This is a genomic window from Bacillus alkalisoli, assembly GCF_002797415.1.
Lineage (GTDB): Bacteria > Bacillota > Bacilli > Bacillales > Bacillaceae_I > Bacillus_CD > Bacillus_CD alkalisoli.
The window spans coordinates 3771142-3792432 of sequence record NZ_KZ454944.1 but is presented as its reverse complement, the minus strand read 5'-3'; the positions used below and the strand labels follow the sequence as shown (position 1 = coordinate 3792432).

The 21291-nt window shown below is 36.1% G+C and carries 19 protein-coding genes; 16 read left to right on the top strand and 3 right to left on the bottom strand.

Annotated elements, in window-relative coordinates:
- The first annotated feature begins 141 nt into the window (after positions 1 to 141).
- Positions 142 to 1638 (top strand): class I adenylate-forming enzyme family protein, encoded by a 1497-nt coding sequence (locus tag CDZ89_RS18855; protein ID WP_096155894.1) that lies wholly within the window; start codon positions 142 to 144, stop codon positions 1636 to 1638.
- 375 nt (positions 1639 to 2013) lie between these two features.
- Here the strand turns inward: CDZ89_RS18855 and CDZ89_RS18850 are convergent, their stop codons facing one another.
- Both CDZ89_RS18850 and CDZ89_RS18845 read right to left on the bottom strand, forming a co-directional pair.
- Positions 2014 to 2634, bottom strand: a complete 621-nt coding sequence (locus CDZ89_RS18850; protein ID WP_096155893.1) for a hypothetical protein — start codon at positions 2632 to 2634, stop codon at positions 2014 to 2016.
- Complete coding sequence (locus CDZ89_RS18845) at positions 2631 to 3143, bottom strand: RNA polymerase sigma factor (protein WP_096155892.1); 513 nt, start codon at positions 3141 to 3143, stop codon at positions 2631 to 2633. Before CDZ89_RS18845 ends, CDZ89_RS18850 begins: the two co-directional genes overlap by 4 nt.
- 195 nt (positions 3144 to 3338) lie before the next feature.
- Here CDZ89_RS18845 and CDZ89_RS18840 point away from each other — a divergent pair, with 195 nt between their 5' ends.
- The 8 genes from CDZ89_RS18840 (at position 3339) to CDZ89_RS18805 (ending at position 15112) form a co-directional block, all read left to right on the top strand.
- Positions 3339 to 5516 carry a beta-propeller domain-containing protein gene (locus tag CDZ89_RS18840; protein ID WP_157842801.1) on the top strand — a complete coding sequence of 726 codons (2178 nt, stop codon included), beginning with the start codon at positions 3339 to 3341 and terminating at the stop codon, positions 5514 to 5516.
- A gap of 494 nt (positions 5517 to 6010) precedes the next feature.
- A complete protein-coding gene (locus CDZ89_RS18835) occupies positions 6011 to 7078 on the top strand; it encodes a D-alanine--D-alanine ligase (RefSeq protein WP_096155890.1) in 1068 nt (355 codons plus the stop codon).
- Positions 7079 to 7139: 61 nt separating this feature from the next.
- Complete coding sequence (locus CDZ89_RS18830) at positions 7140 to 8507, top strand: UDP-N-acetylmuramoyl-tripeptide--D-alanyl-D-alanine ligase (RefSeq protein ID WP_100334213.1); 1368 nt, start codon at positions 7140 to 7142, stop codon at positions 8505 to 8507.
- A 289-nt stretch (positions 8508 to 8796) separates the two neighbouring features.
- Positions 8797 to 10320, top strand: a complete 1524-nt coding sequence (locus CDZ89_RS18825) for a degradosome RNA helicase CshA (protein WP_096155888.1) — start codon at positions 8797 to 8799, stop codon at positions 10318 to 10320.
- 162 nt (positions 10321 to 10482) lie between these two features.
- The gene (uvsE, locus tag CDZ89_RS18820) at positions 10483 to 11448 is read left to right on the top strand and encodes a UV DNA damage repair endonuclease UvsE (protein WP_096155887.1); all 966 of its coding nucleotides are present in this window, start codon (positions 10483 to 10485) and stop codon (positions 11446 to 11448) included.
- A gap of 66 nt (positions 11449 to 11514) precedes the next feature.
- Complete coding sequence (locus CDZ89_RS18815; protein WP_096155886.1) at positions 11515 to 11997, top strand: PH domain-containing protein; 483 nt, start codon at positions 11515 to 11517, stop codon at positions 11995 to 11997.
- Positions 11984 to 13468, top strand: a complete 1485-nt coding sequence (locus CDZ89_RS18810; protein WP_096155885.1) for a PH domain-containing protein — start codon at positions 11984 to 11986, stop codon at positions 13466 to 13468. The genes CDZ89_RS18815 and CDZ89_RS18810 overlap by 14 nt, the downstream gene beginning before the upstream one ends.
- 282 nt (positions 13469 to 13750) lie before the next feature.
- Complete coding sequence (locus CDZ89_RS18805; protein WP_100334212.1) at positions 13751 to 15112, top strand: IS1182 family transposase; 1362 nt, start codon at positions 13751 to 13753, stop codon at positions 15110 to 15112.
- A gap of 125 nt (positions 15113 to 15237) precedes the next feature.
- Here CDZ89_RS18805 and CDZ89_RS18800 read toward each other — a convergent pair whose 3' ends face one another.
- The gene (locus CDZ89_RS18800) at positions 15238 to 15948 is read right to left on the bottom strand and encodes a rhomboid family intramembrane serine protease (RefSeq protein WP_100334211.1); all 711 of its coding nucleotides are present in this window, start codon (positions 15946 to 15948) and stop codon (positions 15238 to 15240) included.
- Between the two features lie 91 nt (positions 15949 to 16039).
- On the opposite strand from CDZ89_RS18800, the gene acpS reads away from it, so the two are divergent.
- From acpS to CDZ89_RS18760, 7 genes are all read left to right on the top strand, one after another.
- Positions 16040 to 16399, top strand: coding sequence for a holo-ACP synthase (gene acpS / locus CDZ89_RS18795; protein WP_096155883.1), 360 nt, complete (start codon positions 16040 to 16042; stop codon positions 16397 to 16399).
- Between the two features lie 176 nt (positions 16400 to 16575).
- On the top strand, positions 16576 to 17610 hold the full coding sequence (locus tag CDZ89_RS18790; protein ID WP_227521559.1) for a LolA family protein: 1035 nt from the start codon (positions 16576 to 16578) through the stop codon (positions 17608 to 17610).
- A 233-nt stretch (positions 17611 to 17843) separates the two neighbouring features.
- Entirely contained in the window at positions 17844 to 19010 is a 1167-nt protein-coding gene (gene alr / locus CDZ89_RS18780; RefSeq protein ID WP_096155880.1) for an alanine racemase, read from the top strand.
- Between the two features lie 163 nt (positions 19011 to 19173).
- Positions 19174 to 19455: a CopG family ribbon-helix-helix protein gene (locus tag CDZ89_RS18775; RefSeq protein WP_100334209.1), complete on the top strand. Its 282-nt coding sequence runs from the start codon at positions 19174 to 19176 to the stop codon at positions 19453 to 19455.
- A 4-nt stretch (positions 19456 to 19459) separates the two neighbouring features.
- Positions 19460 to 19810: a type II toxin-antitoxin system endoribonuclease NdoA gene (gene ndoA / locus CDZ89_RS18770; RefSeq protein WP_096155878.1), complete on the top strand. Its 351-nt coding sequence runs from the start codon at positions 19460 to 19462 to the stop codon at positions 19808 to 19810.
- Positions 19811 to 20107: 297 nt separating this feature from the next.
- On the top strand, positions 20108 to 20938 hold the full coding sequence (locus CDZ89_RS18765) for an RsbT co-antagonist protein RsbRA (RefSeq protein ID WP_096155877.1): 831 nt from the start codon (positions 20108 to 20110) through the stop codon (positions 20936 to 20938).
- Positions 20935 to 21291: an STAS domain-containing protein gene (locus CDZ89_RS18760; protein ID WP_096155876.1), complete on the top strand. Its 357-nt coding sequence runs from the start codon at positions 20935 to 20937 to the stop codon at positions 21289 to 21291. The genes CDZ89_RS18765 and CDZ89_RS18760 overlap by 4 nt, the downstream gene beginning before the upstream one ends.

Below are 21291 nucleotides of genomic sequence, written 5' to 3'. Positions count from 1 at the left end.
CCGCCGCTTTCTTTTATCTCATTACGGAGTGCTCCAGTTTTTACGTCGCAGAGCGAGCGCCCTCCGCTTTTCTGTGTAACTCATATGCAACTTTTATCTATTATTCTTGTATTATAAGTTGATGGTAAAGGAGGAGGTAAGATGAGCTGGGATACTGATTGGTTAACAAATCGAGCTCGTATTACCCCAGAGAGAGTGGCCATTGTTAATGGGGCTTCGGGAGAAGAGTGGACGTACAGTCAATTAAATAGAAGAGCCGAAAATTTAGCATGTTCTTTATTAAAACAAGGTATCGAAAAGGGAGATCGAGTTGCGTTATTTTCTCCAAATGCCATTTGTTACCTAGATATACTTTTTGCATGTATGAAAATTGGTGCAATTTTTGTGCCGATGAACTGGAGACTATCTTCAAATGAAGTGCATGTGGTTTTAGAAGATTGTAAACCAAAATTGCTCTTTTATACTAGGGACACGAGTCACTTCATAATAAAAAAATATATGGATAAAGCATATAGTGTAGAGGACAAGACATATAGTAGTTGGATTACTAATATCGGTTATAGAGAATACACAGAAATAGAGGTAGATTGTCCATTAGCGATAATTTATACTGGCGGTACAACAGGAAAGCCTAAGGGAGTAGTGCTTTCTCATCAATCTATTTTTTATAATACAATTAATACTATCAACAGTTGGAATATTACGGCTAACGATACAACCTTAACTTTTCTACCGATGTTTCATACAGGTGGACTGAATGTATTAACGCTCCCTGTATTGCATATTGGTGGAAAGGTTGTTATTGGAGATAAATTTGACCCGGTAGAGGCAATTCGTTTACTGAACAAATACTTTATAACTATTGCCATTTTTGTACCAACTATGTACCATTTTATGATTGAAACGCAGGAATTCCGTGAGAGTCACTTTCCTTCTATGCACACATTTTTATCTGGTGGTGCACCTTGCTCCTATAAAATTTATGAAGCTTTTGAACAAAAAGGATTGCAGTTTAAAGAAGGATATGGACTAACCGAAGCCGGACCGAATAATTTTTATATTGATCCAAAAGATGTAAAAAGGAAAAGAGGCTCGGTCGGAAAACCGATGCTCTATAATAAAGTGAAGATTGTGGATGAAGAAGGACTAGAAGTTAATAATGGGGAAGTTGGAGAAATTATTATTCAAGGATCACACGTCTTTCATTATTATTGGAATCGTCCTGACGCGACTCGAGAAGCAATAAAAAAAGGATGGCTACATACAGGGGACTTGGGTAAAAAAGATGAAGATGGTTTCTTTTATATTGTCGGTCGTAAAAAAGATATGATTATTACAGGTGGAGAAAATGTATATCCTATAGAAGTGGAACATGTAATCGCAGAACATAAGTATGTAAAAGAAGTAGCAGTAGTCGGTTTGAAAGATGAGCAGTGGGGAGAAGTGGTTGCTGCTTTTATAGTAAAAGAAGATTCAGCTCCTTTATTAACTAAGGAGATAGAAATGTATTGTCGTTCTGCTTTGGCAGGTTATAAGATTCCGAGATTAATTATATTTCTGACCGAATTACCGAAAACAGCAGTAGGGAAAATTGATAAGAAGCAGTTAGAAATATTAGGTGAGATGGAAAAAGCATAAGGATAAAAGGAAAAAGGTTGACCTAAGTTAAATGGGTCAACCTTTGTTTTTTTACTATAATTTTATCAGTTGAGTCCGTTTCATGGTGTATGACTACTATACGAAAAACGAATGATAGGTACTTTATCTTTATTACTATACCTTAATTAACGAACTTATTATTGTACATTAAACGATAATATTTGTTTTTCAATAAACGAACCGTAATTATGAACGGGAGTCAATTACTAAAGGGATCATCATTAATAGATTTCCAGTAATAAGCATCGTATAAAAGACTGATATAGAATCAATAAACCCTAAAGGGTGTATACATGACATCAAAATAGTTATAAACCCAAGTGGTTTAAAAAATTTTACTTTTTCGTTCAAAAATTATCCCTCCATTGATATTAAGTCGTTGAATGCAATAATTAGTTGAATAACGTTTCCTTCTTTTAATTGATAAATTTCACTTGATCCATGTTGACGAATGTAACCAGTCCCATCTGGATAAAGCCAAAGTTTAAGTTGTAATGGTCGTTTTCCTTCTAACTGAATTAAGAAGTCTATATGTGGATTGTCATTTATAGTTACGCTTGTTGCTTCGGCGTTTGAAAAAGCTTCTACTAATAGAATATGCCACTGGCTTGATGGCTCATATCTTCGTACACCTGTAAGAGGCATGCCTTCTTGCTGTCTCGCTTTAAAAGAGTTTATGTTTTCAGAAGGTGCTGCGAACGTATTCATAATTTGTGAAGAAGAGATTCCGTGCATAAAATGGTCTTCTGAGAGTTGAGCCGACTTTTGGAGGAGGTTCGTACCTGCAAAAATGGTTATAATCAAAATAGCTAGTAAAGAAGTTAAAGGTAGTAAAAGGTTTCGATTCCAGGACGATTTCGATTTTTCTTCTATGCGTTTCTTTTTATTAATTTCATAGAATGAATAAATTTTCTTTTCTTCAGACCTAGAGATGGACTGTAAGGCTTTAAACTCTTTATCAAAAAATTGACTCATAACCGTTCCTCCTCCTTCTTCATCACTTTTCGTAACGCTGCAAGAGCCCTTGTGGTAGTGGATTTTACTTTACTAATAGACCATCCTGTTATTTGAGAAGCTTCTTCCATAGATAGTTCTTTTATTTTTCTCAAGATTAATATTTCTTGATATTCCCACTTTAATTGTTTGATGCCTTCAAATAGAGCAACAACGGCTTCCCCTTTCTCTATTATTTCTGCTGGAGTAGGATTATTGTCTTTGATTACACTTTTTTCTATAGAAAAAAATATGAATTTCTTTTGCTTTCTTATGTAATCAATCGTTCTATTACGAGCAATAGATATAATCCAAGTTGAGATGGAAGCTCTTTGTTGAAAAGTATCAAGTTTCCGATAAACTTGCACAAAAGTATCTTGCGTAATATCCTCAGAAACTGCTGCATTTCGAACCATTAAAAATACATAACTATACACTTGGTCACTATATTCTAAATATAACTGTTCAAAGAAATTCTCTTTGCTATTCAATGGCTCTCCCCCTTTTTAATAGGTTAGACGAACGACTATATAATTGGGAACAGTAAAATACAAAAATTCATCCTCAAACCATGTAACATTTCCACCCACCCCTCGTCTAATCCTACAGAACCATATATTACAAACATGTTAAAAGTGCCTGGCACCTGTAACGTATTTGTAATATTGAAGGAGGATATGGACGGGATGAAGAGGTCAGGGTTTGTATTTTTGTTTGTAATCGTAGCTTTGTGCGTAAGTATAGGTGCTTGGTATTTTAATGCAAAGCCTTATATGATAAACGGTATTGGCAACAGTGAAGAAGCGATCGATGTGTTACCGAATAAGAAGTGGGTTTTTGCTTTTTCCGAGAGCTTAAAAGAATCTACCGTTAATTCATCTACTGTTTTTATACAAAACCGCAAAGGAAAGAATATCGATGTTCATATAGAACTCCTAGATAATCGCATCATTACAGTACATCCACCTAAAGACGGCTATGAACTAAAGAACGGACCATACAGTATCGTTGTTTCCAAAGGTGTTAAAGCAAAAAACGGTCAACCGATTAAGGAAGAAATGAAAGTAGAATTTAATATACATGAAACATTGCAATCGGTTAAAAACAAAAAACAACTAAACTCACTTTTCCAAAACCATTTAGCAAGTATGGAAAAAACAGTGGAAAAGGGGCTTTTTAGTGGTTTCTCTATGGGAAGAGCAGGAAGCGACATGTCAAGTGAGGCTATGGATGATTCTGACGGAGAAGTTGCTACTCCACAAAGTAGTGAATTTTCCGAAACGAATGTTCAAGTAGCGGGAGTAGATGAAGGGGATATCGTAAAAACAGATGGAACGTTTATTTATCAAATTATGGATAATAAATTAACCATTTTTAAAGTGAACGCTCCTGAAAAAATTGAACATACAACAGAAGTACGTTATAACAATTTCACTCCTAGTCAACTTTATGTAGACAAAGAACATGTAGTAGTTATCGGATACGAGTATGGTGGGGCATCCCATTACCCAACAAGAGGTGATGTTGGCATTATGCCGATAATGCCAATGTACAGTGCTGCCAAAGCAATTGTTTATGATTTTTCCAATAAAAAAGAACTTAAAGAAATACAAAGTACTACAATAGAAGGTAATTTACTATCTACGAGAAAGGTAGACGATTATGTTTATCTAATAACGAATCATTACCCGAACGTATGGACATTAAAAGAGGATATAGAAGTAGACTTAAGACCTCGTATTTCTACATCACTCAATGGTGAAGACAAGAAAGAAGAATTGGAATACGTGGACTACGAGAAAATATACCATATTCCTGGCTCAACCGAACCGAATTTTATGAACATAGTAGCAATCAACATAAAAAAGCAAAACGAAAAAGTTAATACGGTAACGTACGTTGGAAGCGGAAATGAAATATTTATGTCTCGTTCAACCTTATATATTACGGTTCCTACTTATCCAGAATTTGATGGAATTGGCCATTGGTTTGACCATACGGAAACAGAAATTTATAAATTCAACGTAGATAAATCGAATATAGAATACAAGGCTACAGGTACGGTGCCTGGTAGATTATTAAATCAATTTTCCATGGATGAATTTGAAGGACATTTCCGAGTTGCAACGACAACGGGGAATGCGTGGGATGAAACCGCTCCATCAGGCAATCATTTGTTTGTAATGGACCAAACTCTTGAGGTAATTGGAAGTGTAGAAGATTTAGCGCGTGGTGAACGAATTTATTCGGTAAGGTTCATGGGCGAAAAAGCTTATGTTGTTACATTCAAAGAAGTAGATCCGTTATTCGTATTTGATTTGAGCAATCCAACAGACCCGAAAGTTCTAGGGGAATTAAAGATACCTGGTTTCAGTAATTATTTACACCCATATGATGAAAATCATTTAATTGGCTTTGGGTACAATACTACACTTGAAAAAGGACACGACAATAGACCATTTGTTGTTCAAGATGGAGTAAAACTATCACTATTTGACGTTTCTGACCCTACAGACCCAAAGGAAAAGTTCACCGAAATTATAGGTGGAAGAGCAACTTATTCACAACTGAACTATGATCATAAAGCATTACTATTTCATAAAGAAAAAGACATTTTTGCATTCCCAATCGTAATCTATGAACAAGGTAGTAAATACGATTATCGATTAGATTTCCAAGGTGCTTTTGTATATGGTATAGATTTAGAAAAAGGATTTACCCGCCACTTAGAAATTTCACATTCAAAGAGTGAAAGAAGTTATTATGAATCATGGGAAGAAGACATTCATCGAGTCTTATACATCGGTGACCACCTATATGCTGTCTCACCAAAAAACATTTCGGCTCATAAAATCACATGGTAATCACCATAACGGCGCTCGTTCCTCAATAGTGGAGAACGAGTGTTTTTATTATAAGGCTATGTTAAAAATAAATTTGTTGATTAGATTCCATAACCAGCGGTTGATTTTCGCGCATACCGTAGACTCCTGCGGGAAAAGCGGGGAGCGGGAGACCCCACAGGCGCTAGCGCCGAGGAGGCTCCCGGCCCGCCCGCGGAAAGCGCAGGTATGCGCGGTAATCAACAGCGGTGTTCTAACACAGCCTTTAATAAAGGAAATACCAAATTATTTCCCAGGGAAAGATTTTGTCGGAATATGTGGAATACGAAAAAATCCCCATATTATCCTAACAAGCTATATATTCATATAGTAAATAAATAGTGATTGATGTTTTAAAATCGCAACGTACGGAAATATAAGTAGAAGTTTCGAAATTGTATAGGAAAGTGCTATAATAAATCGAAAAAACATAATGAAAAAATCGCTTTTAAAATAGAGGAATCGAGGGGACCGGCATGAAAACAAAACTACATCTATTATATGGTGGAAAATCAGCCGAACATAAAGTATCACTACAAACAGCATTAGCTGTAACGAAAGCATTAGACATGGATAAATTTGAAGTACATCCAATATATATTAAGGACACCGGTGAATGGGTTAGAGGAAACCAAATCAATGCTCCAGTAGAAAATGTAAAAGAATTACAGTTGCTAGAAGAAGGAACTTCAAGTGCTCCAATGGTGTTGCAAGATACAAAAAGTGAAAACCAATGTACTGTTATTTTCCCACTACTTCACGGTCCAAACGGAGAAGACGGAACAGTACAAGGATTATTAGAAGTATTGAATTTACCTTACGTTGGGAACGGAGTTTTAGCTTCATCGGCAGGTATGGATAAAGTCATTATGAAAAACCTTTATGCACAAGCTGGACTTCCACAAGTCAATTATGTTCATTATCTTCGTATAGAGTGGGAAAAAGAAGCTGACAAGGTTTACAGTGAAGTGGAAGAACAACTTGGCTATCCGTGTTTCGTAAAACCTGCAAACTTAGGTTCAAGTGTTGGTATCAGTAAAGCAAATAACCGTGAGGAATTAGCGGAAGCGATTAAAGAGGCATTCGATTTTGACCGTAAAATTATTATTGAAGAAGGACTTGTTGGAGCACGTGAAATCGAAATCGGTGTTCTTGGCAATGATGAGCCAGAATGCTCTGTTGTAGGAGAAATTGTAGCGAAAAAAGACTTTTACGATTACAAAGCAAAATATGAAGATGGGGATACAGCTATGATTATCCCAGCTGAAATCGATGAATCTATTGATAAACAAGTTCGTGAAATGGCTGTAACAGCTTTTAAAGCAATTGATGGAGCAGGTCTTGTACGAGCGGACTTTTTCTTAACGAAAGAAGGAAAATTGTATATAAATGAAGTAAATACAATGCCTGGTTTTACACCATTTAGTATGTTCCCGCTTTTATGGCAAAATACAGGAGTAGATTATCCTTCATTAATTGAAAAATTAGTAAACCTTGCACTAGAGCGCCATGCAGAAAAGCAAAAAATCAAACATACATTTTAATAATTGCAAGGGGATGCTTCGTATATAAGCATCCCTTTCTAGTAATAAGGAGACCGAAAAAATGATAAATAGAACATTAAAGCAAGTGGAGCAAATGTCAAAAGGTGAAGGACTTGCTTCGAAATTTGAACAGTTGAACATAAAAGGTGTTGCAAATGATACAAGAAAAGAATTAACTGGATGTTTATATGTTCCAATTGTCGGGGAAAATTTTAATGGGCATGTTTTTACAGAGAAAGCCGTAAAAGAAAGAGGAGCAGTTGCGTCGTTTTGGCAAAAAGACCAACCATCTCCGCCTAAAGATGTGCCTCTCATTTTGGTAGACGACACGATTGAAGCTCTGCAAAATTTAGCGAGTAGTTACCGCGATCAACTAAACGTTAAAGTTGTTGGGGTAACAGGTAGTAATGGAAAGACGACGACTAAAGATATTGTAACGACCATTCTTCAAACGAAGTACACAGTCCATAAAACAGCAGGAAACTACAACAATCATATCGGGCTACCTTTAACCATTTTATCTATGAGTGAAGATGTAGAAGTAGCAGTGTTAGAAATGGGAATGAGCGGTAGAGGAGAAATAGAATTACTATCTAACATATCAAAACCAGACGCTGCAATCATTACGAACATTGGAGAGTCGCACTTACAGGATCTAGGAAGTAGAGAAGGTATTGCAGAAGCCAAACTAGAAATTGCAAGTGGACTTAAAGAAGACGGAGTCCTAATTATCAATGGCGATGAACCACTTCTTACGAATAATAAAGTCTGTCAAAGTGAAAATGTTATTCGTTTTGGAATCAGTGTAGATAATGACCTTGTAGCTGAAGCGATTAATATGAAACCTGATGGCACTAAATTTAGTGTAGGTGGAAAAGAGTTCTTTATTCCTATATTAGGAAAACATAATGTTACGAACGCATTAGCAGCGATGGCTGTAGCGGAACATTTAGGTTTAACTGATGAGCATGTAAGAAAAGGATTAAAAGAAGTTTCCATTACTGGAATGCGCAATGAAGTAATTCATACGAATAGTGGTTGGACGATTATTAACGATGCATATAACGCTAGTCCAACATCTATGAAAGCAGCAATCGACTTACTAACGGAATTAACCGGATATAATCAAAAGATAGTCGTATTAGGTGATATGTTGGAGCTTGGTGATTTAGAAAAACAATTCCATCGAGAAACAGGTAGTCATATTAATGAAAAGGAAATTGACTTTGTTTTTACTTATGGATTATTGGGAGAAGAAATTGCAAAAGGTGCTCGCAAAAAAATGAGTGAAGATCGTGTGCGTTCCTTCCGAGATAAGGATGCTCTAATCACGGCACTATTAGAAAAATTGACCAACAATGACATAGTTTTAGTTAAAGCTTCTCGTGGTATGAAATTAGAAGAGGTAGTAATCGGTATTAATGGTTAGAAGAAGTCATGTCAATTAGGAAGTGAGGTGGAATTGCTGGCTCTATTGGAGAAAACTTCAAATTTCAATTATGCAAAATTCTTTTGTTTAGGTGAATACTAACATTAAGCTCTTCCGCTATCTATTGTTTATCTTTGTTGCTTTTGTTTTAAATATGTGTTATTATAACAGGTAATGTGTTTTAAAACCGTGTGCTTATTACACAAAAAACGTCTACTTATTACACAATTGGGTGAGTGTAAAACTTATCTGATTATTTAATATGTATAGATAAGGAGTAGGAAAAAATTTGGTATTATTTAAAGAACTAGGTTTATCAGAAAATTTAATGAAGTCAGTAGAAAAAATGGGGTTTGAAGAGGCAACACCAATTCAAGCAGAGACCATTCCAGTTGCATTACAAGGTAATGATGTTATTGGTCAAGCGCAAACAGGAACAGGAAAAACAATTGCGTTTGGTTTACCATTAATCGAGAAAATCGATCCAAACAACGACAACATCCAAGGTCTTGTTATTGCACCAACTCGAGAGTTAGCAATTCAAGTAGCGGAGGAATTATATAAAGCAAGTTATCATAAAAGAGTTAGAGTTCTTTCTGTTTTTGGTGGGCAAGACATTCAACGTCAAATGCGCTCATTAAAGAAATATCCACACATTGTAGTTGGTACGCCAGGTCGACTATTAGACCACATCAACAGAAAAACAATGAAGTTAAATAACGTTAAAGTTGCTGTTCTTGATGAAGCAGATGAAATGTTAAACATGGGATTCATTGAAGACATTGAAAAAATCTTAAGTGAAGTGCCAGAAGAACACCAAACATTACTTTTCTCTGCTACAATGCCAGGACCAATTCGTGCGATTGCGGAACGTTTCATGACGAATCCAATCAATGTGAAGGTTAAATCGAAAGAAGTAACGGTTCCTAACATTCAACAATATTATGTAGAGACACAAGAAAAGAAAAAATTTGATGTGTTAACACGCCTTTTAGATATTCAATCTCCAGAGCTAGCTATCGTATTCGGTCGCACAAAGCGTCGTGTTGATGAATTATCTGAAGCATTAACCGTTCGTGGTTATGCTGCGGAAGGTATTCATGGTGACCTTTCTCAAGCAAAACGTATGAGTGTATTACGTAAATTTAAAGAAGGTCACATTGATGTATTAGTTGCAACAGACGTTGCTGCTCGTGGATTAGACATTTCTGGTGTAACTCACGTTTACAACTTTGACATTCCACAAGATCCGGAAAGTTATGTTCACCGTGTTGGACGTACTGGTCGTGCAGGGAAAAGTGGTCAAGCGATTACTTTTGTAAACCCTCGTGAAATCAGTTACTTGCACCATGTTGAAAAAGTAACGAAACGTAAAATGGAAAAAATGAAGTCACCAACACTTGACGAAGCATTAGAAGGTAAACAAAAACTTTCAATGGAAAAATTAACGCAAGCGTTAGGGTCAGAAAACTTAAACTACTATCGTACTGCAGCAGAGCAGTTATTAGAAGAGCATGATTCTATGACGCTTATCTGTGCAGCATTAAAATTGTTAACAAATGAGCCAGACATGACACCAATTAACTTAACGGAAGAATCTCCGTTACGTGGTGGTGGTCGTGGTGGAGACCGTGGAGGTCGCGGTGGAGACCGTTCTCGCGGTGGCAAGGGTGGCCAAGGCGGCGGTAAAGGCGGTCAATGGAATAAGCGCTCAAACTCTGGTGACAGAGACAGAAAAAGTTCTGACCGTGGTGGCGCATCTAACAGCAAACGCCAAGGATTCAAACGTTCTTCTCGTAAAGAGAAAGTATAATTTTATACAAAAAGGTCAAGCTGATGTAGCAATTGCTATCTCGCTTGGCCTTTTTTATATTTCACTAATTCTCCAGCCGATATCACCAAAATCCTAACCCATTTTTCTATCTTTAATAGGGAAGACTAATAAAAACCACAACAAAATTAGGAGGAACTGAAATTGACAGTAGTTAGATTAGGTTACGTTGCAATGAGTGTGCACTTAAAAAATGCATCTCCATCACAAACAATGACATATGCACAATTTCAAAAATTAAAAGACAGAGAAGCGGCAATTCATAAACTAGAAAGAATCGCTGTGAATAACTTAGAAAATTGTTTGCGTCTTTTAAAACATAATGTTGGTCATGATATTAAGTTCTTTCGCTATAGCTCAAAATTAATACCACTTGCGAATCATGAAGAAGTTAAAGATTGGAAATATATGAGATCTTTAAAAGGTGTACTAACCGAAATAGCTAACTTCCTAGAGCATAACCCAATGAGGGTTGACTTTCATCCAGATCATTTTGCTATATTAAACTCATCTAAAAAAGAAATCATAAGCCAGACGATAAAGACGCTTTCTATGCATGAGGCACTTTTAAAGGGAATGAAGGTAAATCGGCGACATAGATGTGTTCTTCATGTTGGGGGAGCTTATAAAGATAAAGAAAAAGCGCTAGAGCAGTTTATCCAAAATTGGGGAATAGTTCCTCATTCTCTTCAAGAGATGATTATTTTAGAAAATGATGATACAACGTTCCATCTACATGACACATTATACTTATGTGAAAAGTTAAATATCCCTCTCGTATTTGACTATCATCACCATTTAGCTAATCATGAATATGAAAATTGGGAGGAAGATTGGGAAAGGGTAGTTCGTACGTGGGGTGATTCAGCCTTGCCTGTTAAAATGCATATCTCTAGTCCTCGTGATACAGCTAATTTCAGAGCGCATGCAGATTACATTGACGTAAAAATGTTTAAAGAGTTTCTGGACAAAACAAAGGGAAGTGTTTCTCAAATAGATTGTATGATAGAAGCGAAAAAGAAAGATCACGCCCTTTTTCGCTTGATGGATGAAATTACTCAATATGATAATATAGAAAGGATAGATGGTGCTTCATTTAAGGTTTTGTAAAATTCTACCGAAATTTATATTTTATTGTATAATGAGAAAAGACTTGTCTGGAGAGGAGATTTATAAATGAGACCAGAGCCAACGCGAAAAATACATAGAAAAGCGTTAACAGTGTGGAGAATAGCGAGTGGTATTAATGCGTTAATTTTTCTAGCACTAATAGTAGGGCTTTATTTTGTCATCATTAGAAATGATTGGCCTTTATGGCCAGCATACATAGGGACGACACTTCTTGTAGTATATGCATCACTAAATATATGGCTATTGCCAGCAATGAGATGGAAAAGATGGCGCTATGATGTTCACGAACACGAAATTGACTTGCAAAGAGGCATACTTGTAAAACAACGCACACTTGTCCCGATGGTTAGAGTGCAACATGTAGACACGAGACAAGGACCAATCTTAAAGAGGTATAAGCTATCTACTGTTATCATTTCTACTGCGGCAACCACACATGAGATACCTGCATTAGGAGAGGAAGAAGCTGACCAAGTGAGGGATTATATTTCAAAGCTTGCAAGGGTGACAGACGATGATGACATTTGAAAAACGAAGAATGCATCCTGCAGCAGCGATCGTATCTTTTGTTCGGCAACTGCGTGAACTACTCATTCCGTTTTTATTCTTTTTTATTTTCGGAACAAGGGGCGATTCGATTAATATTTATTATATGATTGCAATCGGAGTAGGTCTGCTATTTGCCCTAGCTATAGGGGTCTTTACGTGGTTACGCTTTTATTATTGGGTTGAAGATGGTGAATTAAGAATAGAACATGGAGTGTTTGTTAAGAAAAAAAGATTTATACCATTAGAGCGAATTCAAACGATTGATACATCTGCTGGTATTATACAGCGTATGTTTGGGATTGTGAAACTTCAGGTAGAAACAGCAGGAAGTGGAAATGAAGCAGAGGCTGTTATGACTGCTGTGACGAAGGAAGATGCAGCGCATTTAAAAGAACTTTTACTTATGAAAAATAAGGCGCGTGAGACAGACGAAGAACAAGAAGTGGTCCATTTGGATGAACATGGAGAAGTTGTGTTGCAACCTGAAAAAGTAATCGAAGAAGAGCAGTCGACCTACCGAGTAACATGGAAGGATCTATTAATCGTTGGTTCTACTTCCGGTGGAGTTGGGGTTGTTTTATCTGGGGTAATAGCATTTACAACCCAAATAGAACAGTTACTGCCGATGGAAAGAGTATTTAACCAATTTGGAGAGTTACTACAAACGAGTATTATTTTTATTTCTACCATCATATTTTTTGTGTTGCTTGTATCGTGGATTATATCGATTGGGTTGACGATGCTAAGATATGGTAACTTTCATGTAGTAAAAAAAGAAGATAAGTTAATTGTTTCTCGCGGAATTATTGAGAAGAAGCAAATGACCATTCCTTTGGGGAGAATTCAAGCAGTAAGAATTTCACAAAACATTATAAGGCAGCCTTTTGGGTTAGCGACAGTATATGTAGAAAGTGCGGGAGGTTCAAGTGGAGAAGGGGATACTTCCACTATTCTGTTTCCGCTAGTGAAATTAAGAGATGTTGCTGGGTTACTTTCGCAATTTACGCCTGACTATAATTTAAGAAGTAATGTCAATGGTGTCCCGAAGCGTTCGTTTTTACGATATAACATTAAGTTAGTAGTGCCAGCTGTTTTAATTAGTGGAGTAGTTTCTTATTTTTTTGCTCCATATGGGTTTATATCCTTTATCTTAATTCCACTTGCATTATTGCTAGCTTTTTTCCGTTATAAAGACGCGGGTTGGTATTCTTCAGAAGTAGATTTGCAGTTGTCTTATCGTGTACTAAGCAAAAATATTGTTCTAGTGAAAAAGCGCAGAATGCAATGTTTTGACTTAGTCGAATCCTTTTTCCAAAGAAGAAGGAAAGTTGTTACGATCGCAACTGCGGTAAAATCTAGTTGGGGATCGAAATACTTTAAGGTTGTCGATGTAGATAAAAAACACGGAGAACAACTATATCAGTGGTACTCTTATAAACCAAAGTCTTAAACGATGAAGTTCATTTTGGTAAGAAAAATGGGAGAAAGTGAGCTATAAGGTCGATGAAGTTCATTTTGCCAAAGAAAATAGAAGAAAGTGAACTTGATAAGATAAGACTTATGAAGTTCATGATGCATCAGAAAAAAGGAAAAATGAACATGATCAAAACAATAAAGCAAAAAGAGGACTCTTAAGAGTCCTCTCAGACTGTCGACAAATTCGAAAAAATTCGAGTTTGCCGACAGTTTTTTTGTATAATTAAAGTATCAAAAGAATTATGGGGTGAATGTAATGCTAACTAAAAATACACAGATGAAGCGTGATCAATTAGAGATGATAGCTTTAGAACAACTTGTACCTGCGAACCATCTGGTTCGTAAGATAGAAGCTTCTATCGATTTTTCATTTATTTATGCACTTGTTCAAGATATGTACTCTGCTGAACGAGGTCGTCCGAGTATTGATCCTGTTGTATTGATTAAGATGGCATTCATTCAGTACCTTTTCGGTATTCGCTCAATGCGTCAAACAATCGCTGAAATCGAAACGAATTTGGCTTATCGCTGGTTCCTTGGATTTGGTTTTTATGATAAGGTACCACACTTTTCAACGTTTGGTAAAAACTACGAGCGTCGTTTTAAAGATACAGATCTATTTGAAGTGATTTTCTATCGCATTTTGAAGGAAGCCACAGACAAGAAATTGATAAGTAGTGAACACGTATTTATCGATTCTACACACGTTAAGGCAAGCGCTAATAAACATAAATTTGAGAAGAAGGTAGTTCGAAAAGAATCTAAAGCTTATGAAGCACGTCTACAAGATGAGATTAATAAAGACAGAGAAGAGCACGGAAAAAAGCCATTTCCTCCTAATAAATTTGAAAAAGAAGAATTAAAAGAAATTAAAGAAAGTACTACTGACCCAGAAAGTGGTTATTATGTAAAGGACGAGCGAACGAAACAGTTCGCATACTCATTTCACGCAGCCGCAGATCGAAACGGTTTTGTTTTAGGGGCAATTGTAACGCCTGGGAATATCCATGATAGCGTCGTATTTGAGCCATTAATAAAGAAGGTTGTTGAAAAACACGGTAAACCTAAGGCAGTTGGTGTTGATGCTGGATATAAGACACCTGCAATTGCTCAATACATTTTCGAAAATGATATGACTCCTGCTTTACCTTATACTCGCCCACGCACGAAGGAAGGATATTTAAGAAAGCATGAGTATGTTTATGATGAATACTTTGATTGTTATCTCTGTCCACAAGGACAGGTATTAAAATATGCAACAACGACGAAGGAAGGGTATCGTCAATACTTCTCTAATCCAGCTGAATGTAAACATTGCCCATTACTCTCTCAATGCACACAGAGTAAGGAACATAAAAAATTAATTCAGCGTCATGTTTGGGAAAATTATATAGAAGAAGCAAATCATCTTCGTCACACTCAAGAAAATAAAAATATTTATGCAAAACGTAAAGAAACGATTGAGCGTGTATTTGCGGATGCTAAGGAAAAGCATGGTATGCGTTGGACAACCCTAAGGGGGCTTAAAAAATTGTCCATGCAGGCGATGCTTACTTTTGCTGCCATGAATTTGAAAAAGATGGCCAACTGGACATGGAAATGTCCAGAAATCACTTAAGGATAGGGATAGTATAGGGATAATTTACGCAAATTAGAGCCAAAACACAACAAAAAGGCATCCGTAAGGACTGCCTCGGATGCCTTTTGTCTACAATCTGAGAGGACTCTTAAGAGTCCTCTTTTTCATAATCGAGACATTAATCCAAAAGCAATCAGCAGAATTAGAAGGATCCAGACGAAATTAAGTCCTCCACTCCGTCTACCATGGCCAAATGTCCCCCGTGGGAAAATATGTCGTAACGATCTTGTCCCTTGGAAAGATCCTTTTCCAATAAAAATAGGAGCAAGTGCTAACCCGCCTAAAAACCCAAAAATATGAGCGGTGTAGTTAATATTAGAATTAACAAAAGTCATCACAAGCCCTATCACTAAAATAATAACAATAATTTGTGCATTGGAAGAACTTAATAAGTCAGGTCGGAAGAAAACCATATATAAATATAAGCCGAACAAACCAAAAATTGCTCCAGATGCCCCGAGGTGTACATAAGTAGGTGGCTCAAGAAAAAGTGTGGCCACATTGGCGATAATTCCAGCACATAAATAAACAGCAACAAACTTCACTTTCCCTAACATTCTCTCTAACTCAGGACCAAACAAAACAAGTGAGAAAGAATTAAACAATAAGTGCATAAGGCTAACATGTGCAAAAATTGGTGTAAGTAGACGCCAATACTCCCCTCCAGATATATAGCCATTTATTCCTAATGTGTAATAATAAAAAGGATTGGAAACGGTTGCTAAAACCCAGAACACTAGGTGAATGACAATAATACCTGTTACAATAGGATATAGTCGTGTGAACGTATTAAAATTTTCGGTGCGGACAAACATAATTTCACTCCTTTAAAATAAATACTGACCAGATACATAACCCCCAAAAACTATATACTTCTATTATACTATGAGAAAGCTAGGTGTTTGTATGATTATTGGGATAGGAATAGATATTATAGAACTATCAAGAATAGAAAAACTGATGATTAGACAACCATCATTTATTACGAGAGTCTTAACTCCTTTTGAACAAGAAAAGTTTCATTCACTAAATCAAAAAAGAAAAATAGAATTTCTAGCTGGCCGATTCGCTGCAAAAGAAGCCTTTTCAAAAGCGAAAGGAACAGGTATTGGAAGAGATTTGAGTTTTCAAGACATACAAATTAATAATGAAGAAAGTGGTAAGCCATATATTGAAAAGCCAACCGACTTAACAGTTCACTTGTCCATATCACATAGTGAACATTATGCAATTGCGCAAGTAATTATTGAAAGCTTGTCAAGCTAGTCTGCATATTCGTATTCTTTGCCTCATATACATAATTCAGAGAGGAGACAAGGTGTATAAACAATACAGAAAAAATATCTACCTACTAGAGATTTACGACAAAAAAACGAACTATTAGATATTCTCTCTGTATTCACGCTTTTTCTCTAATGTAAACATGCATAAAGGCAAAGGGGATGAAAATGTTGAGAAAAGCATGGCTTTTATTAGTAGTTGGGTTAGTATCTGTGCTTCTGTTAGCTGGCTGTGGAGCAAAGTCAAAAGAAGATGTAACGGCAGGATTAGGCAAAAAAGTAGAAGAGATGACTGGGTATAAAGCAAATGCAAAAATGACATTACAAACTGGTGCAGAGCCACAAGTATACGAAGTAGAAATTTCTCATAAGAAGCCAAATTACTACAAAGTAAACTTGAAAAACGCTCAAAAAGACCAACATCAAATGATTATTCGTAATGATGAAGGAGTTTTCGTCTTAACGCCAGCTTTAAACAAAAGCTTCCGTTTCCAAAGTGAATGGCCGCAAAACAGCAGCCAAGCATATTTGTTTGAGTCATTAGTTGGGGATGTAGTCGCAGACCCTGAAGCTGTGTTCACAGCTACGGAAGAAGGATACGTATTTGAAACAAAAACAAACTATCAAAACAACAAGCTTTTACCAATTCAAGAAATTACATTTGCAAAAGACTTTTCTCCAGTTTCGGTGAAAGTGATGGATACAGATCGAAACACGTTAGTATTAGTTGAATTTTCAAACGTTGAATTTAACCCAAGCTTCGATGCGGATGCTTTTAATGTAGACAAAAACATGACAGGTATGCAAATTGAATTAGGTGTAGAATTACCGACTATGGGATCAGTTAGTGAGGAAGATGTTGCATTTACTGTGTTAATTCCTGGTGATACTCCGGCCGGTTCATCTTTAAGTGAACAAACAGAAGTAGCAACAGAAAACGGTAAGCGCGTTATCATGACGTATACTGGTGACAAAACATTTACGCTAATTCAAGAAAAAGCGACTGTAGCACCAGCTAGTACAGTAATGACTGTAAATGGTAAACCAGTCGATTTAGATTTTGCAATCGGTGCATTAACTTCTACATCCATAAAATGGACATACCAAGGTGTTGACTATATGTTAGCTTCTAACGATCTTTCTGAAGAAGAAATGATCATGGTTGCTAAATCTGTTCAAGTTTACGATGTAAAATAAGTTGTATAACAGGCCCTGAGATGGGCCTGTTATTTACCTTTTTATAAGTAACTCCTCCTGAAACTTCTTTCAATAAAAATCCACATTCTAAATATACTTCCAATAGCATAGAATGAAAAGGTAGTGAAAAAAATGAGTTATATAATATCATGACTTTTCATCCTTTTTCCGTTATGATGTATTAATAAAAAAAGAAAAAGAAAAAGTGGCTAGATAAAAGGATGTGCGTCATAATGTCAAGTTTTCACCGTGATTCATGGGTAGAAGTGAATCTTGATTGCATTAAAGAAAATGTAACAAACATAAAAAAACATCTCCCTTCATCTGTTAATGTAATAGCAGTTGTAAAAGCAAACGCTTATGGGCATGGTGATGCACAAGTTGCAGAAGCTGCACTTGAGGCTGGTGCTTCGTATTTAGCTGTTTCCTTCTTAGATGAAGCTATTTCGTTGCGCGCTCAAGGGATTACTGCGCCAATTTTAGTGCTTGGAGCATCAAGGGTTTCGGATATTTCCCTAGCTGCAGAGAAAAACATTACCCTTACTGTTTTTCAAGAAAGTTGGATAAAAGAAGCGATTAACTTTTATAAAGGTCAATCTATTGTGAAGTTGCACATGAAATTAGATACTGGTATGGGAAGAATAGGAGCTAGAACGATAGATGAGGTTGACGGTATATTAACTCTAGCTAACCCTTCTGTAAAATTTTCAATCGAAGGCGTTTATACTCACTTTGCTACTGCAGATGAATTAAACAATAATTACTTAAACATTCAATACGATCGCTTTGATAAGATGTTGAATTATATTGAAACAGAATGGAATCTTTCTATTCCCATTAAACATTGCGGAAACAGTGCAACAGCATTGAGATTTCCGAACAAAGTTTTTAATGCGGTAAGGGTAGGAATTTCGATGTACGGTATGACCCCATCATTAGAAATGAGCCCTGTATTACCATTTAACTTAAGAGAAGCTTTTTCTCTTCATACTAAGTTAGTGCATGTGAAAAGATTAGAACCAGGTGAGTTTGTTAGTTATGGAGCAACTTACACAACCGAAAAAGATGAGTGGATAGGAACGGTTCCGCTAGGGTATGCAGATGGATTACTACGCAAATTACAAGGAATAGATGTGTTAGTAGATGGGAAAAAAGCACCTATTGTAGGTCGTATTTGCATGGATCAATTTATGATTCGCCTCCCTTACGAGCTTCCAGTAGGAACGAAAGTAACTATAATCGGAAGTCAAGAAAACGAAGTCATTAGTTGTAACGATCTCGCAGAAAAACTAGAAACGATAAACTATGAAATTCCATGTATGATTAGTTACCGGGTTCCGAGAATGTTTAAGAAAAATAATCAAATAGTAGAAGTGATAAATTATTTACAAGGAAACTAAATATTACCCAATCCGATAATTTCTGCATAAAAAATCAAGGAAATAGCCGATAATAGAGAAGGAATCTGTTAATTTGACTTTTAATTCGGCTTTTTTAATGTTATGATGGTAGATGGAAAAGTATTATATAAAAAGTGTCTGTAGTTTCTTGGAGGTGTATGCTGTGTCAGAATCCAGCGCAACAACTGAAATCTTAGTTCGATTACCTCACAACTTAGTAATGGAGTTAGACAGCTTAGTAAAGCAAGAAAACGGCAATCGAAATGAACTAATTTATCAAGCGACTAAAATGTATCTTCGTGAGCGCAAAAAAAGACAAATTCGTGAATCTATGAGACGTGGTTATATGGAAATGGCTAAAATTAACCTAAACATAGCTTCAGAAGCTTTTCTTGCAGAATATGAGGCAGAGCACACGGTAGAACGCTTAGTAAGCGGGGGTTAATCCATTGATTGTCAAACGCGGTGACGTTTATTTTGCTGATCTATCCCCTGTTGTTGGATCTGAGCAAGGAGGCGTTCGACCAGTACTTGTAATTCAAAACGATATAGGGAACCGGTTTAGTCCTACTATTATTGTTGCAGCAATTACAGCTCAAATTCAAAAAGCAAAACTTCCTACTCATGTAGAAATTGATGCGAAGCGTTATGGTTTTGAAAGAGACTCAGTTATATTACTGGAGCAAATTAGAACAATAGATAAACAAAGACTAACGGATAAAATTACACACCTAGATGAAGAGATGATGGACAAAGTCGATGAAGCTCTTCAAATTAGTTTAGGTCTCATTGATTTTTAATCCATTTACCAAAAAAGCTATTCACAGGTTGAGTAGCTTTTTTATTTTATTAAAAAATGTTTTAACTTTTTTCTTATAGGGTATATGTAATATGTTTTATATATTTATTTTAATTTTTGCTTTTACAGGGCAATTCTTTCTACATATCTACCCTCGATTACCCCATATTAACCATAATATAACAAAACTTTCAGCTTATTTTGTTTGACATAGAAATTACTCTAAACTTATAGTTAAAAGAGAGAGTTTCGTTTTTGCTGCACAAGCAGAAAGGAAAAATGATAAAGGAGATTAAAGATGAATCCGACAATTTTAACTTACATTAAAGAAAATCGTGAAACGATATACAAGCTATGGATAGAAAGCATGGATGAATTAGGTGAGGAAAAAAGAGAACTAAAACCTATTTCGGACAAAATGTACTTAAGCACTAGTAGAGAGTATATTAACTTATTACTTGATAATATCAGCAGGGACACGAATGAACTTTCTATTAAACTTAATGATTTTGCTGAGCGTATTGTACGATTTGGATGGCCGTTAGTTTATGTAACAGAAGGTTTATCTTTATTTGGAAAAATCATATTCGAAGGAATGACGGAAAACAGCGATGATAACGCTAAAGTATCATTAATGTACGAATTTGATAAATGGTTAAGACCTGTTTATAACGAGATCGTAAAAACGTATACAGGTACATGGGAGCACACTGTATCCATGCAGAAAATTGCTTTGCAAGAGTTGGCTGCCCCGTTAATCCCTGTTTTTGATAAAATTTCCGTCATGCCTCTAGTTGGTACAATTGATACAGAAAGAGCTAAACAAATTATGGAGAATTTACTTCAAGGTGTAGTAAAACACCGTGCGGAAGTAGTTTTAATTGATATTACTGGTGTACCGGTAGTAGACACGATGGTTGCACATCATATCATTCAAGCGGCTGAAGCTGTTCGTTTAGTAGGAGCTACGTGTTTACTTGTGGGAATACGTCCTGAAATAGCGCAGACCATCGTAAACTTAGGTATTAATCTCGATCAAATCATAACGAAAAACTCGCTGAAAAAAGGAATTGAAACGGCGCTTGAAATTACGAATAGAAAAATAGTGACTGTGGGGGATCAAGGTTGAAAATACCAATATTAAAACTAGGTAATTGCTTGTTGATTTCTATTCAATGGGAATTAGATGATCAAACGGCATTACAATTCCAAGAAGATTTGCTGAATAGAATCCATGAAACTGGAGCGAGTGGTGTTGTCATCGATTTAACTTCAGTTGATATGATAGATTCTTTTATTGCTAAAGTTTTGGGAGACGTTATTAGTATGTCGAAGTTGATGGGTGCAAAAGTTGTTTTAACTGGGATACAACCAGCAGTTGCTATTACATTAGTCGAACTAGGTATTCAATTAGATGACGTATTAACGGCGTTGGATCTAGAAAAAGGCCTTGAGAAACTAAAACAGGAATTGGGGGAGTAA